The organism is Pseudooceanicola nanhaiensis (genome assembly GCF_020171315.1).
Classification (GTDB): domain Bacteria; phylum Pseudomonadota; class Alphaproteobacteria; order Rhodobacterales; family Rhodobacteraceae; genus Pseudooceanicola; species Pseudooceanicola nanhaiensis_A.
Genome location: NZ_JAIUZP010000016.1, coordinates 21,886 through 36,092, shown reverse-complemented (window position 1 = coordinate 36,092; position 14,207 = coordinate 21,886). Strand labels below are relative to the sequence as shown.

Sequence of the window (14,207 nt, the reverse complement as noted above, 5' to 3'; positions counted from 1 at the left end):
CACAGAACAGGGGGCGGGCGCAGCGTGCCGGACGAGGATCTGACAGCGGGCGCGGGGCGGCTGGTCGCCCTCGTGGTGACCTTCAACCGCCTGGAACAGCTCAAGATCACCCTGGATCGCCTGCTGGCCTCGCCGCCGGCAGAGCTGGAGGGTGTCGTCGTGGTGGACAATGCCTCCACCGATGGCACCGGGGCCTGGCTGGCCGGGCGCGCGGATCCCCGGCTTGAGGTGATCTCCTGCCCGAAGAACCTTGGCGGGGCCGGGGGCTTCGAGCTGGGCATGCGCCAGATCACCGCGCAGCGCGATCCGGACTGGATCGTGCTGATGGATGACGACGGACGCCCCGAACCGGGGGCGCTGGCGGCCTTCCACGGGGCCGATCCCGGCCAGTGGGATGCGGTGGCCGCCGCGGTCTATTATCCCGACGGGCGCATCTGCGAGATGAACCGCCCCTCGCGCAACCCGTTCTGGCACGGGGCGATCTTCCGCCGGGCCGTGCGCCGGGGCGGCTCCCGGGACACGTTCCACATCCCGCCCGCGGCCTATGACGGCCCGCCGCTGGCGATCGACATCACCTCCTTCGTGGGCTTCTTCGTCTCCCGGGCGGCGGTGGCGCGCTTCGGCTACCCGGACGGGGCGCTCTTCGTCTACGGCGAGGATGGGATCTATTCCCTCGGGCTCAGCGCGGCGGGCGGGCGGATCGCCTTCCTGCCGGCGGTCCGCTTCGAGCATGACTGCCGCACGCTGGGCGAGGACCGGCGCTTCCGCCCGCTGTGGAAGGTCTATTACTACCACCGCAACCTGCTGATGCTTTACCGCATGGCGGCGGGGCCGCTGCTGTTCTGGCCGCTGCTGCTGGTGATCTTGCCGAAATGGCTGCTGAAGGTGCGCCATCATTCCGGCACCCGGGGGGCCTTCCTGCGCCTGCTGGCCCGCGCCGTGGTGGACGGGCTGCGCCGGCGCACCGGCACCGACCACGCGGCGCTGATCGCCAGCCTGCCGGCCCCGCCGCCTGCCGGCTGAGCCGGGGCCGCGCGCTCCGTTCCGTGCCCCGTGCGGGGGCTCCGTGCGGGGCTCCGCTCAGCGCCCTGTTCCGCGGGAGGTGCCGCGGATCAGCCGTTCAGGATGTCCCGGTGGTAGCGGCGCAGGCCGATCATCCCGACGACCATCGGGACCAGGATCCAGCCCATCACGTAGACGATCGAGATGTAGTTCGGGCTGTACATCGGGAAGACCCCGGACCGGAACAGGCCGGTGATGTGGACCAGCGGATTGAACCAGAGGATGTTCTGCACCGCGCGCGGCAGGTCCTCGTAGATGAAGATGATGCCCGAGATGATGAAGAGGGGCCGCGTGGCGATCGACCAGATCACGTCCCAGGTGGGATAGAGCCCCATGATCAGGCAGTTCATCGTGCCGACGCTCAGCCCCATGAGGGCGGAGAGGACCATGGCGGAGAGGATCGGACCGGCCCGGAGCACGACAGCGGTGTCGGACAGCGCCAGAACCCCGGACATGACCACGAAGGCGATGAGATAGCCGGTGAGCGTGTTCAGCAGGAACCGGGCGAGGATCGCATCCATCCAGGTCACGCTGGGATAGAACAGCAGCGGCCGCGAGAAGAGGATCGAGCGGGCCGACATGACCGAGACGCTCTGGTAGATGTTGAACGGCAGGAAACCGCTGGCGTAGAACAGGATGAAGCTGTTGCCCAGCGAGGGGGAGCGCAGCATGATCGAGAAGGCGAGCGCCATGATGCTGATGGCCGCGATCGGTTCGAGGATCGCCCAGAGATATCCCCCCGGCGTCTTGCCGTAGCGGGTCGACATCTCGCGCAGCATCAGCGCAATCACGCTGCGGAAGGTGGCATGGCTGCGGGTTTTCACAGTTCTGAGGCCGTCCGCGGGGAGCGGAGAGGACAGGTCGGGTGTTCCGGTGGGCGGGAGGGACAGGGTAAGGCTCCGCTGCTCTGGTGTTTTGCAATGCGACTATGTAGAGATCTTTGAGCGAGTTCAATTTTGATCGGGAACGAGCGGGGCTGATCGTGAGCGAAAAAGACAGGGTGGTGCCGTACCCCGGCAAGGGCGGCCAATCGGCAGCGCCTGCGGATCGGTCGGAAGGCGACGGGCAGAGCAAGCCTGCAAAAACCAAGCCGAAATGGAAGAAAGCCGCCAAGGCGGCCAAGGCTGGCGGGACCGGGCAAGCCCCGCTGAAGGCGGTGGCCCAGAGCGGCCCGCAACCGGGTGCGCAGGCGAAGCCCGCCGCGCAGAATGGCCCGCAACCGGGCGCACAGGCGAAGCCCGCCGCGCAGAACGGCCCGCAGCCGGGCGCACAGGCGAAGCCCGCCGCGCAGAGCGGCCCGCAGCCGGGCGCACAGGCGAAACCCGCCGCGCAGAACGGCCCGCAGCCGGGCGCACAGGCGACACCCGCCGTGCAGAACGGCCCGCAACCGGGTGCACAGGCGAAACCCGCCGCGCAGGCTGGCCCGCAACCGGGCGCGCAGGCGAAGCCCGCCGCGCCGAACGGTCCGCAGCCGGGTGCACAGGCGAAACCCGCCGCGCAGGCTGGCCCGCAACCGGGCGCACAGCAGAAACCCGCCGGACAGAACGGTCCGCAGCAGGGGGGGCCGCAGCAGGGTGGCCCGCAACAGGGTGGAATGGGCGCCGGCGCCAAGGTGGTCGAGGTGCGGCCGCTGGCCGATCGCGCCAGCTTTCACCGCCGGCACTGGGGGCTGCTGCTCAGCTTCTTCCTCGTGGTCATCGTGCCCCTGACGGCCGCGGCCACCTATCTCTACGGCGTCAGCCTCGACCGCTACGGCTCGATCACCGGGTTCACCGTGCGCAGCGAGGAAAGCGGCGGCGCGAGCGAGCTTCTGGGCGGGATCGTCCAGTTCACCGGCTCTTCCTCCTCCTCGAACAGCGCCATCCTCTACGAGTTCATCCAGAGCCAGGAGATGGTCGAGGCCATCGACGCCCAGTTCGACCTGCGGGCGATCTTCTCGGCGCATTGGGGGGACGATCCGCTGTTCTCGCTCTGGCCCGACGCCAGCATCGAGGAGCTGCTCTGGTACTGGCAGCAGGCGGTGCGGATCTCCTTCGACCAGTCCTCGGGGCTGATCGAGGTCCGGGTCATCGCGCTGGATGCCGACACGGCCCAGAGCCTGGCCCAGGGGATCGTCGCCGAGAGCCAGAAGAAGATCAACGAGATGAACCAGAACGCCCGGGCCGATGCCATGCGCTACGCCGAGGCGGATCTGGCCGAGGCGATCGAGCGGCTGAAGACCGCCCGCGGCGCCCTGACCGCCTTCCGGACCCGGACCCAGATCGTCGATCCCTCGGCGGACATCCAGGGCCAGATGGGCGTGGTCAACAGCCTGCAGCAGCAGCTGGCGAGCGCCCTGGTGGAGCTGGACCTGCTGCGCTCCACCTCCAGCACGCAGGACCCGCGGGTGACCCAGGTCCAGCGCCAGATCGACGCGATCCGGAGCCGGATCGCCGACGAGCGCGCCTCCTTCGCCAATGACAAGTTCGGCAGCGGCGAGGCCGATTACCCGACCCTGATGGCCGAATACGAGGGGCTGACGGTGGATCGCGAATATGCCGAGGAAAGCTACCGGGCGGCGCTCACCGCGCTGGATGCGGCCCGGGCGCAGGCCTCGCGTCAGAGCCTCTACCTCGCGACCTACATCCAGCCGACCCTGCCGCAGGATTCCAAGTTCCCGCAGCGCGGGATGATCCTGGGCCTGCTGGCGGCCTTCCTGGTCCTGGTCTGGGGGATCCTGACCCTGATCTACTACAGTCTGCGGGACCGGAGATAGGCGCGGGCCCGATGATCAGGTTCGAAAACCTCACCAAGAGCTTCCGGCTGCGTGGCGAACGCAAGGTGGTGATCGACAATCTCAACCTCACGCTGCCGACCGGCAAGTCGCTGGCGCTGCTGGGGCGCAACGGGGCCGGGAAATCGACCCTGTTGCAGATGATTGCCGGCAACATGCGCCCGGACAGCGGGCGCATCGTCAGCGATGGCACGATCTCCTGGCCGGTGGGCTTCGGCGGCTCCTTCCACCGGGATCTGACCGGGGCGCAGAACGTGCGCTTCATCGCGCGCATCTACGGGGTCGATACCGACAGCCTCGTGGCCTTCGTCGAGGATTTCGCCGAGATCGGGAAGTATTTCTACATGCCCGTGCACAGCTATTCCTCGGGGATGCGCTCGCGGCTGGCCTTCGGCACCTCCATGGGGATCCGCTTCGACACCTACCTCGTGGACGAGGTGACGGCGGTGGGCGACGCCTCGTTCAAGCGCAAGAGCAACGCGGTCTTCCGCGAGCGGGTCAAGGCGGCGAGCGCGATCCTCGTCAGCCACAGCATGAACGACGTGCGCGCCTTCTGCGACGCCGGCATCGTGCTGGAAGACGGGCGGCTGCAGTATTTCGACGATCTCGACGAGGCGATCGCCCGGCACCAGGCGCTGATGGCCTGACGGATCAGGCTGACAGGTCGGGCCTGGCAGATCGGGCGTGACGGGTCAGCTGACGCCGGAGGTCAGCAGCAGGTCCTGGAACTGCTCGAGCAGGGCCGTGTCCTTCTCCGCTTCCCGGTCATAGAGCCAGAACCGGTCGCCGAAGGTCTCGGAGAGCTGTTCCAGAGCCTGTCCGCGGCGCTTCAGGAGCTCCCGGGTCCGCTCGGGGGAATGGCCGATCTGCTCGGCGCAGAGGTTCGTGGCCCGAGGGCGCTCATCATGCACGAAGAGGATGCAGAGATCCGGCAGGGCGGCCTGCAGGAAGGCGATATAGGTCTGCAGCGTGGGCATGTCATCGAAGATCTTCAGGCTGACATGAACCGGGTGCAGCGCCGCGTCGGGGGCACCCCGGAAGTCCCGCAGGATGCCGAGCAGCTCGGAGGCGAGGCGCTGCGGCGTGATCTGCTCGGCGCCATAGAAGGCATGCAGCGTGTCCGTGAGGGTGTCGCCGGCGGCGGCGACAGCCCGGTCGTGGCTCTGCGCCGCGGCCTGCCAGGCGAGGGCGCATTCCAGGATCATGTCCTCCTCGCCCTTCACCAGAGAGGCGCCGGCGGCGTCCTCCAGGCCGGTCATGAGGACGGTGTCCGCGAGGCCCGGATGGGCGAGGACGAGGATCGGAACGGAGATGTCTGCGGAGGCGGTCATGCTTTCATCCAGTGCGGGGTGCCGTCACGGCCGGCCTTGTCGAGCGTCTGCTCGAGGACAGTCGGGTCGAAGCTCTCTCCGAGGAAGGCATAGAGCGGGGCCAGCTTCTGCACGTCCTTGGCGTAATCCTCGTAGTGCAGCAGGAGGGCACGCTCGGGATGGCTGGCGGTGTACTCGGCGAAGAGACGGTCGGCGCTCCCCAGGAGGGCCGACACCTTGGCCGGGGCCATGTCCCGCCACCAGCCCAGTTGCGAGACCGCCTTGTGATCGCGCGTGTTGAACACGAAGCGGGCGTTGGGGAAGAAGGTGTGCAGGAAGTCCAGCTCGACTTCGAAGAAGCTGCTGCTGCGGTGAAACTCGATCTCGCGGAAGCCGGCGACGCGGGTCTCCTCCGGGGGGACGATCACGTTGCGCACGAAGCTGTCCGCCAGCTGCAGGCCCATCCTGTCCAGCCGCCGGAAATCCTCGGAGCTGACCGTTCCGCCCTGCTGCAGCCGCGCCGCCAGATGGGCCTTCGCGGCGCACCAGCTGCGCACCATGTGGTGCACCGCATTGTTGTTGCGGCCGCGGATGCAATAGCCCTCGATCCGGTTGAGCAGCGCCTGCAGCGGGATGTCCCCGGACATCCCGTAGGTGACGATGAAGACGTATTTTTCAGGCCGGCAGAGATCCGGGAACTGCGGCTGCGCGGAGAGGGCGGGGGACAGGCCCGTCTCCTCGGGGGCTTGGGGAGAGATCATTGGTCAGACAGTTCCAGATCTGTGCGGGGCCACAGGGTGAGCCGGTGCAGAGTGGCGAGCGCTTCGGCCTGCAGTCGGCGCTCCAGCCGGAGATGCTGTTCCATCTCCGCGATGGACTGCTCGAGGGTTGCGCGCTCCCGGAGGTGGGACCGGCGCTCGGCTTCGAGGTCGGCCGAGAGTTCCGCTGCGCGCTGTTCCTGTGCCTCGGCCTGCGCGGCATAGTCCCGGACATTCGCGTCCAGGGTGATGGCATGTTCCGACAGCTGCATCATCTCCCCGGCGCGTGCGGCATCGGACTGGGCCAGGTCGAAGGCGTAGTCCCGCTCGTAGAAGTCGTGCGTCAGGCTGCGCAGCTCCTCCTCGAGGAGGAAGCGCGCGCGTTCCTTGCTGGCGACGGCGGTTTCGAGCCGGGTGATCCGCTCCATGAGATCGGCCTTGGAGCCCTGGGCCGCGGCGGGGGCTTCGACCCCGGGAGCAGCGGCGGCGCCGGCCTTGCGGGCGAGGGCGAGCTGCCGCTTCAGCTGGGTCAGATCCTGGGCGAGGCGGTCCTCGCGGGTTTCACTGGCCTGCAGCAGGGTCTGGAGCGTGATCAGCTCTTCCAACTGCGCCCCGTCCGCTGCGGGCATCGGGCCAGAAATCGGGCCAGAAATCGAGGTGACAGCGGGTGCGGCTTCGGCGGTCTGTTCGGTGGCCCGTTCGGTGGTCGGGGCGTCGGTTGCGCTGGCCAGCAGGTCCCGGCCGAGTGCGGCGAGCAGCCGGTCGACCCCGGGGGCCCCGGGGGTTCCGAGCGCGGCCTGAAGCGCCTCGGCATCGGTCTGCCAGAGGCTTCCGACGAAGGTCACGGTGACGGTCGGCGACAGGGCGAGGACCAGTCGCGGGCCGGTTTCCCCGGAGATGTCCGTTTCGGCGGCGGTCAGCCCGGTCCGCAGCACGACGGCCCGCTCCGACAGCTGCAGGTCCCCGGGAACGGCGGCGGTTCCGGCGATGCAGAGGATGTCGATCTCCTCGTCGGGGCGCTCCGTCGTGAGCTGGAGGCAGCAGCGCTCGCCATAGGTCGCGGCCCCGAAGGCTGCGACATCGGCCGGGATCTGCCCGTCCTGAAGCAAGATGCAGAGCGTCTCGGGGCTGCTCTCCGCCGTGGCCTGGCAGAAGCCGAAATGCACGTCGGGCGACACGCCCTCGAGGGCGAGGATCGTGCCGGGGTGCACCTGCCCTGCGAGCCAGCAGAACAGGGGCATGAGGGCTGCGTGTCTCCTCTCCGTCAAATAGGTGGGAGTTTGGAACGCGGCCTCGGCGGCCAATGCCTGTGCCCGTTGCAGGTTCTGCTTCCGGGCCGTGGCGCTCAATGTCGGTTTTTTGCGTCTAGAAGATGCTGACATAACCTACATATTTTGAAATTATATTATGGTCGGTCCGACCTTCCGCCTCAGACTTAGCCAGTTCTCCGAAGGGGGTCCAGCGTTTTCCCCCGGTCGATTTTCCATGCTCGGAGCTCCGCCGAAAGACGGGCAATCCCTATGCGGAATCACATTGTTGCAAGGAGCTCCCGGGCGGCGTCGCTGTCCTGCCAGGGGACAGAGATCGCCGGGTCGTAGAGCCGGGAAATCTGGTCCCGGGCGGCGTAATACTTGCGGTATTCCTCGGCGTTGTTGAAGTACTGCCCGCGGCGGGCCTCTTCCGCGATCCGGGACAGGAACCGGGCGTCGTACTTGAAGTGCGCGAAGAGCATCCGGTCCGCGGCGGTGCGGACCTCGGTGGCGTAATGCAGGCTGGTGGAGAGGCGCATCCAGGGCTGGTAGGCGAGGACGGCGGCCTTCTGGGCCACGAAGAGTTCGGGGCGCGAGCCGGGCAGGATCCGGTGGCGCACTGCGCTGGTCCAGGTCGGGCTGTCCGAATAGGGCCCGCCCGAGAGGCTGGCGGCGAGGAAGGGGCTGCGGTCGGTCTGCCCGGCCTGGCTGAAGGGGTCCCCCTCGCCCAGGCGGAACTCCGACAGCGGGCAGGCGGGGTACATGTCCATCATCCGGACGCAGATCGCGTCGTATCCCCGGTTCGCGAGGCGGCGCAGGTAGCGCGGCAGCCCCTCCCGGCGGGCGTCCGCGAAGAGCAGGAACTCGTCCGCATCGGCCACGATGCTCCAGCGTCCGATCCGGAAATGCGCAAGCAGGGCCCGCTTCCAGTCGGTGCCCTGGTCACTCTGCCGGAAGGTGGCCGTGGTCTCGAAGACGGCGGTGTCTGGCTGGGCCCGGAGCAGCTCCACGGATCCGTCCTGCGAGCCGTTGTCGACCACGAGGAACCCGGTCACGCCCATGCGGCGGTAATGGGACAGGAAGTGCGGCAGCAGGTGAGCCTCGTTGCGCACGATGGCCACCACGGCCACGTCGCAGGCGGCGATCTCCGCCAGCCGTGCCGGATCGCTGGACAGGCGCAGCCCGTTGGTTTCGGGGCCGAGGCGCGGGCGCTTGTTGAAGGGCCAGATATGGGCCGGGCGCAGCTGCCGGTCCGGGGAGGGCGCGTCGGTCCCCTCCGGGCCAAGGGCGGCGGTCTGCACCACGCCGGGCCAGCCGGGCAGCAGCCCGTTGGCGGGCAGGCCCGGCCGGGCGGCTTCCGGGGTCACGGCGCTGCGGAAGCCCGCCGCCTGCAGGCCAATGCCCGCCCGGGCCAGCAGGGCCGCGACCAGCCGGTCCTCGGTGCGCGCGCCGGCGATGAGCGCGGCGGTCTCGGGCGCCTCCGGCGCAGCGGCGAGGGCGGCCACGGCCCGGGAGGACAGCGCATAGCCGGTCTCGCAGGCCGCGTAGGGCTGTGCGGCGCCGACACGGTCAAAGGCCGCGCGCCCGTCCTCGGTCCGGGCGCTGGCGGCATGGCGGCGCCGGTCATCCTCGGGCTGTCCCGGGGCGACGGGGCGGCCGTGATACTCGGTCTCGCGATAGGCGAGCCCGTGGAAGAAGGCGTCGGGGTCGAGCAGGCACTGCGCCTCGAGCAGCAGGTAATGGGCGGCATCCGCATGGGCGTTCAGCCAGGACATCAGCGCGAGGGTCTGGCGGGGCCGGGCGTCGGGCGTGCCGGGGCCGGCCAGCTGCAGGACATCGCCATGCAGGGCGGTTTCCGTCCCCGGGGTGACCAGCAGCGCGGGAATGCCGAGGGCGGCCAGACGGGGCAGCCAGCTGGCCTGCAGCGCGGCCCGGGCCGGCCCCGGGCTGTCGGCGCGGATCAGCACCAGCGTGTCGTAGAGCGCGGGCACCGAGATCTGCACCGAGATCTGTACCGCTTCCGGCGCTGTTTCTGGCGCTGTTTCTGGCACCGTCTCTGGGACCGTCTCAGGCCCTGTTTCAGGCCCAGTTTCTGGCCCTGTCCCGGGCGCAGGCTGTCCGCTCTTGGCGGACCAGAGCGCCTTGGGCAGCAGGGCGCGCGTGGCTTGGGCCACGGCGCGGGCCTCTTCGGGGGCGTCCTCGGCGAGGCGGGCCAGCCGCAGGGCGGCCCGGCGCAGCAGGGGCAGGCCGACAAGCGCCTCGTCCCGGTTCGCGGTCACCACGGCGCGCATGGCGGGGGCCAGACCGGCGCGGAGGGTTTCGGCCTCGGCGGCGCGGTCCTGGCGCAGCAGGTCGTGGATCAGGGCCAGCCCGAGCCCGAGCCCGAAGCAGCCCTCGTTGAAGCCCGACAGCCGCACCAGCCCGGCGAGCAGCTCGGCCTGCCGTGCCGATGCCTCCGGGGCCTCCGGTGCCTCTGGGGCTTCCGGGGCGCCGGTCGCCTGCAGGCAGGCCGTGGCCTGCCGGGTCAGCCGGCGCCGCAGCTCGTCGTAGCGATGCGGGGAGGGATCGCGGAAGGCCGCCTCGAGCGCGGTGCGGGCGAGGGCGGTATCGCGGGCGGAGAGGGCGGCTGTCCCGGCCCCGTCCGCGGTCGTCCCGCGCGGGGCGGCAAGCTGGCGCAGCATGTCCTCCTCCGGCATGGGGCTCTCCGCGAAGAGCTGTGCCGGGGACTGCAGCGGATTGCCCGCGCGCTGCCCGCCGAGCAGCTCCTGCCGGATCCGGGCGGCGTCCCGCACGCCGAGGCGTTCGAGGGTGCGGAAGGCGGGCAGGGCGGGGGCATGGGGGGCCTCCCCGGCGCGGCGGATGCGCTCGAAGGCGGTGCGGGCGGTCAGCAGCGTGTCGGGCAGGTCTCCGGCGGGCAGCCGCTCGGCGCAGTCGCGCCAGAAGGCGGGGGACATGGCATAGATATGCAGGATCCGCGCGATCATCTGCTCCTGCATCTCGGCCGGCCACAGGGCGCGGTGGCGCAGCATGTCGAGCGCCGCGCGGCGGATCTCGAGGCAGGCGACCCGCTCGGGGGCCCTGGTCCCGGTGACGGCGAAATACCCGAGGATCGCCTCCATCAGCATCTCGGACTGGGGCGCGGGGACGAAGGGGCCACCGGGGGTGGCGACCTGCCGGATGAGCCAGGCGATCGTCGCGGTGGAACTCCAGGCGCCGGGCTGGCTGGCGCAGGTCTTCAGGACCCGGGTGACCTTGCGGTAATTGCCCTGCAGGTAGAGCTTCGGGAGCTGCAGGCTGAGCTGCCACGGCCGGGTCCAGTCGAGGTCGGCCTCGGTCACCTCGGGCAGGGGAAGCTGGGCGTAGAGCGCGGCCAGCGCGTCACGGCTGCAGAAATAGGGGGTCAGGCGCAGGGCGAGATCGGTCCGGGACGGGCCCTCCAGCGGGATATCGGCCAGGACCGATTGCAGCAGCGCCGGGGGCGGGGTCTCGGGGGCGGCGCGGCCCCGGGTGCCGAAGGCCCAGAGGGCGGCGGTCGTGGCGGCCTCGATGGGGTTCGGCGGCGGTGGCGGCGGCGGCGGCGCGGGCAGCGGCGGGGCGATCTCGGGCACGTCGAGGCCGATCGCCATGCCCTGCCGGGCGTACCAGAGCCGGATCCGGGGGGCGAGGGCGGCGGCCACGCCCGGGGCGTAGTGCAGATGCTCCAGCGCGGCAGAGAGCATGTAGCTGTCCGGGGCAGGACCCGTCTCTGGGGCCTTCTCTGGGGCCGTCTCGGGGGTCGCCTCGGGGCTGGGCACCCCGCGCTCCAGCCGCGCGATCAGCGCCTGGGGGCTCAGCAGCAGACGGCCCTCCGCGGCCTGTGCCGCCCCGTCCGGGCCGAGCCGCCAGTGGATCTCAAGACCATCCGCCGCCGCATGGTTCTGCCAGAGCCAGCCGGGGATCGGCGCCAGCGCCCGGGTACCGGGGCCGGGCAGAACCGGCAGATCCATCCCGTTCACCGTGATCTCCGCGGCCTGCGCCCCGGGACCCTGAATGCAAAGAGAGAGGAAGAAATCGTCTGTAAATTCGGCGTTTACGGTCATGACGTCAGGGGGGACTTCCTTTGGGTCTGCACTTTCTGCATAGCTATAGCCTCCATCCCGGTTAGGGTGCGCCCGGGGGTTTGACAAGGATGAATATCATGGACGGGGACCGGTCGGACATCCTGCTGAATGGCTATGGTTTCGATCCGGTCTGGTATTGCCGGCAATATGGGGACGTGGGCCGGGACGGGCTGTCCTCGGGCCTGACGCCGGCGGACCACTACCTTGCCCTGGGGCGGCACCTGGGGCGTCCGGCCCATGGGGACCTGTCCGGGGCGGCCCTTGCGGCCGAGCTCGAGGGGCTGGAGGCGGCGCTGTCGGCGCGGCCGGTGCTGTCCTACTGCATCCCGGTGCTCGACCGTTTCGACCTGCTGCGCACCACGCTGCCCGACATCCTGAAGGAACAGGCCCCGCGTGCAGGGCAGGTGGAGATCCTGGTGATGGTCTTCGATGCGGACCGGGCGGTGATCGACTGGGTCCGGGCGCAGTTCCCGGAGGCGCTGCGCAGCGGCTTCCTGCGGGTCCGGCACAGCGACGCGCTGTCCGGCTGGCATTTCGGGATCGCCAAGAATGCCTTCAGGTCGTGCCTGTCGGGGCAGGTCTACGCCAGCCTGGATGCGGACAACGTGCCGACGCTGGAGGAGACCGACCTCCTGCTGGCCCTGCATGAGCAGCATCCCGGCGGCTTCCTGTTCCACCATTTTTCCGGGGTCTGGGGGGATGGCAGTTCGGGCCGGGTGAGCCTGCCGGCCGCGCTGTACCGCCGGGTCGGCTACGACGAGCGTTTCATGCCGCGCCAGTTCGACGAGATCGACCTGATCCTGGGCTGCCTCTCGGCCCGTCCGGGGCTGCCCTATTTCTGCTACGATACCGAGGAGACGGCCCTGTCGTCGGAGAATATCCTGCGGTTCCTCGCGGCGCAGGGACTTGACGTGGCACCGCACCGGCTGCCTTTCCCGGCCCGGATCGCGGCGCTGGATGCGAAGGAGGCGGATTACGTCCAGACCGATCCGGTCATCCGGGCGATGCATTCCTACAACGAGGCCGCCTGCTACTATAAACTGGCCGCCCTCCCCGAGGACCGCAACCGCCACCTGGTCGAAATGAAGCGCAGCGCGCAGCGGTTCATCCAGGCGGTCTCGGCCGAAACGCTGGGCAACTGGCTGTTTCAGGGTTTCTCCCGGCTGGGGACGGGGCAGGGCACCCGCTGGCGGGTGCGCCTGCCCGCGCGCGCGCCGCTGTCCGGGCATCGCTGCCTCGAGGTCTGGTCCGCGCAGGGCGAGGGGCCGCCCGTGGGCCATGCGCTGCAGCCGCGATTCGGTCATGCGGACACGGCCCGCGATCTCTGGCTCGGGGCGCTGAAAAAGGCGCTGCAGGCCCAGGGGGATCTCCTCGTGGAGGACTGACGGGCGGGGCGACGCCCCCCCGCGCCCCGGCGCCGGGGGCCCTGTTTGCCCTGAAATGCGGCGGTGATGCCCGGCAGGGTCGTGCTCATCGGCAAGTCCTGACCGAGGCGGGAACCGGGAGGCTGCCGCGATTGCAGCAGGGGAAAAATCATGCCATGTCCTAGGCATATCCATTCTTCGTCGATGTATTCACAGAGGAAGCTTCAATGATTCCACAGCCTGTGTATGAGCCCGGGTCTGCGGCCGCGCTCCAGGCAACGGTCCTGGTCAGTTCCGCCCGGTTCGGTGCCAGCTACTTTATTGATATTTATAGAAAAGTTTTTGAAGACGCGCTTGTCCTGAACGAGATTTTCCGAAAGGACACCGACAATCTCAACGTCCTGTCGGACCTGCTGGGCCAGCCCCGCGACGAGGTTCGCAAACAGGCGAACGAGGACCCCGTCGGCTTCTGGAGCGCGGTGAAGGCGGCGGTGGCCGACCGCGGTGTTCCGGTGATCGCCAAGGCCTATTACTACCACAAGCCCACAGGCAATCCGCTCTGGGGCGCGGTGGCCCGGGAAGATCATGTGATCCACCTGGTGCGGCGCAACCTGTTCGAGGCCTACCTGTCGCGGCTCATTGCCCAGAAGACCGGGAAGTGGTGGCGCAACCTGCATGACGAGGCGGCCCCCGATGACCTCCTGGTCGAAGTCGACCGCAAGGATGTCGAGCGCTACATCTCCGCGCGCCGGAAGGAGATCGTGCAGTTCCGCAACCTCTTCACCGGGGCGAATTACCACGAGATCGTCTTCGAGGACGTCATCCGCTCGCCGCTGCGCTGCGCCCGGGCGGTGACCGACATGTACGACCTGCCCAAGGGCATCGTGGAGGTCGACAAGATCCGGCCCAGCTTCCAGCGGATGAAGCAGCGCAGCAATGCCGACGTGGTGAGCAACTACGGCGAGGTTGCCGACCTCGATCGCCTCGAGGTGTTCTGAGCCGCGGGGCTGGCGCTCCGGGAGACTGGGGCGCCTAAGAGACTGCCGAAGAAAGCGGGCGCAGAACTGCCGGGCGAACTGGCGCCCGGGTGCCGTTTCCGGGGGCTGCAGCGGGATTCCGCAGGGCCCGATCGGAACGGCATTGCACTCGAAATCGCTTCGCTGCAGTCTGCCCGGCATGGGGGATGGGCCCTTCATCCCTCTCCGTTTCAAAGAGAAACAGATCATTTCCTAGTTCAGAAAAGGTCCCTTTATGAGCGAGCAAAATACGTCCTCCGATACGCCCGCCGGGGAAGGCGCGCCGAAGACCGGCCTCAACAAGAAACGGGTTTCGAAGAAGCTGGGCCGTATCGCGTCCATCGAGAAGCCCAAGAAGTTCGAGCGCAAGCGCCACGCATTGGCTTACGAACTGCTGCAGCAGATTGCCGATGGCACGATCAAACGGCCCAAGCTCGCGGCGCAATCCTTTATCGAGAATTACCCGGAGGCCCCGCAAGCCTCTGCCGAGTCCAAGTGACCCGGAAGGGCCGGTTCTGCGCACCCGGAGGGTGGGCGGGGCCGGTCTTCCGACCGGACCCAACATGATCCGAGC

11 protein-coding genes are annotated in these 14,207 nt (G+C 69.1%); 6 read left to right on the top strand and 5 right to left on the bottom strand.

The genetic code is table 11. The annotated features are described in order from the left end of the window. The first annotated feature begins 24 nt into the window (after positions 1 to 24). The gene (locus LCM32_RS20650) at positions 25 to 1,023 is read left to right on the top strand and encodes a glycosyltransferase (protein WP_224822976.1); all 999 of its coding nucleotides are present in this window, start codon (positions 25 to 27) and stop codon (positions 1,021 to 1,023) included. 89 nt (positions 1,024 to 1,112) lie between these two features. Here LCM32_RS20650 and LCM32_RS20645 read toward each other — a convergent pair whose 3' ends face one another. After that, positions 1,113 to 1,886, bottom strand: a complete 774-nt coding sequence (locus tag LCM32_RS20645) for an ABC transporter permease (RefSeq protein ID WP_224822975.1) — start codon at positions 1,884 to 1,886, stop codon at positions 1,113 to 1,115. Between the two features lie 158 nt (positions 1,887 to 2,044). On the opposite strand from LCM32_RS20645, the gene LCM32_RS20640 reads away from it, so the two are divergent. Together LCM32_RS20640 and LCM32_RS20635 are read left to right on the top strand one after the other, a co-directional pair. Further along, entirely contained in the window at positions 2,045 to 3,817 is a 1,773-nt protein-coding gene (locus LCM32_RS20640) for a sugar transporter (protein WP_224822974.1), read from the top strand. A gap of 11 nt (positions 3,818 to 3,828) precedes the next feature. Further along, positions 3,829 to 4,482, top strand: a complete 654-nt coding sequence (locus LCM32_RS20635) for an ABC transporter ATP-binding protein (RefSeq protein ID WP_224822973.1) — start codon at positions 3,829 to 3,831, stop codon at positions 4,480 to 4,482. 45 nt (positions 4,483 to 4,527) lie between these two features. Here the strand turns inward: LCM32_RS20635 and LCM32_RS20630 are convergent, their stop codons facing one another. From LCM32_RS20630 to LCM32_RS20615, 4 genes are all read right to left on the bottom strand, one after another. Then, entirely contained in the window at positions 4,528 to 5,166 is a 639-nt protein-coding gene (locus LCM32_RS20630) for a hypothetical protein (protein WP_224822972.1), read from the bottom strand. Further along, entirely contained in the window at positions 5,163 to 5,906 is a 744-nt protein-coding gene (locus LCM32_RS20625; RefSeq protein WP_224822971.1) for a sulfotransferase, read from the bottom strand. The genes LCM32_RS20630 and LCM32_RS20625 overlap by 4 nt, the downstream gene beginning before the upstream one ends. Continuing rightward, a complete protein-coding gene (locus tag LCM32_RS20620) occupies positions 5,903 to 7,144 on the bottom strand; it encodes a hypothetical protein (protein ID WP_224822970.1) in 1,242 nt (413 codons plus the stop codon). Before LCM32_RS20620 ends, LCM32_RS20625 begins: the two co-directional genes overlap by 4 nt. A 287-nt stretch (positions 7,145 to 7,431) precedes the next feature. Continuing rightward, complete coding sequence (locus LCM32_RS20615; protein WP_224822969.1) at positions 7,432 to 11,232, bottom strand: glycosyltransferase family 2 protein; 3,801 nt, start codon at positions 11,230 to 11,232, stop codon at positions 7,432 to 7,434. A gap of 98 nt (positions 11,233 to 11,330) precedes the next feature. On the opposite strand from LCM32_RS20615, the gene LCM32_RS20610 reads away from it, so the two are divergent. From LCM32_RS20610 to LCM32_RS20600, 3 genes are all read left to right on the top strand, one after another. Further along, positions 11,331 to 12,638 carry a hypothetical protein gene (locus LCM32_RS20610; RefSeq protein ID WP_224822968.1) on the top strand — a complete coding sequence of 436 codons (1,308 nt, stop codon included), beginning with the start codon at positions 11,331 to 11,333 and terminating at the stop codon, positions 12,636 to 12,638. A 206-nt stretch (positions 12,639 to 12,844) separates the two neighbouring features. Further along, on the top strand, positions 12,845 to 13,615 hold the full coding sequence (locus tag LCM32_RS20605) for a hypothetical protein (protein WP_224822967.1): 771 nt from the start codon (positions 12,845 to 12,847) through the stop codon (positions 13,613 to 13,615). A gap of 253 nt (positions 13,616 to 13,868) precedes the next feature. After that, entirely contained in the window at positions 13,869 to 14,132 is a 264-nt protein-coding gene (locus LCM32_RS20600) for a hypothetical protein (RefSeq protein WP_224822966.1), read from the top strand. Positions 14,133 to 14,207 lie beyond the last annotated feature (75 nt).

What these genes read in the sequence shown, in the direction of transcription:
- LCM32_RS20635 (WP_224822973.1), top strand. Translation starts at nt 3,829, where the DNA reads ATGATCAGGTTCGAAAACCTCACCAAGAGCTTCCGGCTGCGTGGCGAA.
- LCM32_RS20630 (WP_224822972.1), bottom strand. Translation starts at nt 5,166, where the DNA reads ATGACCGCCTCCGCAGACATCTCCGTTCCGATCCTCGTCCTCGCCCAT.
- LCM32_RS20625 (WP_224822971.1), bottom strand. Translation starts at nt 5,906, where the DNA reads ATGATCTCTCCCCAAGCCCCCGAGGAGACGGGCCTGTCCCCCGCCCTC.
- LCM32_RS20620 (WP_224822970.1), bottom strand. Translation starts at nt 7,144, where the DNA reads ATGCCCCTGTTCTGCTGGCTCGCAGGGCAGGTGCACCCCGGCACGATC.
- LCM32_RS20615 (WP_224822969.1), bottom strand. Translation starts at nt 11,232, where the DNA reads ATGACCGTAAACGCCGAATTTACAGACGATTTCTTCCTCTCTCTTTGC.
- LCM32_RS20610 (WP_224822968.1), top strand. Translation starts at nt 11,331, where the DNA reads ATGGACGGGGACCGGTCGGACATCCTGCTGAATGGCTATGGTTTCGAT.
- LCM32_RS20605 (WP_224822967.1), top strand. Translation starts at nt 12,845, where the DNA reads ATGATTCCACAGCCTGTGTATGAGCCCGGGTCTGCGGCCGCGCTCCAG.
- LCM32_RS20600 (WP_224822966.1), top strand. Translation starts at nt 13,869, where the DNA reads ATGAGCGAGCAAAATACGTCCTCCGATACGCCCGCCGGGGAAGGCGCG.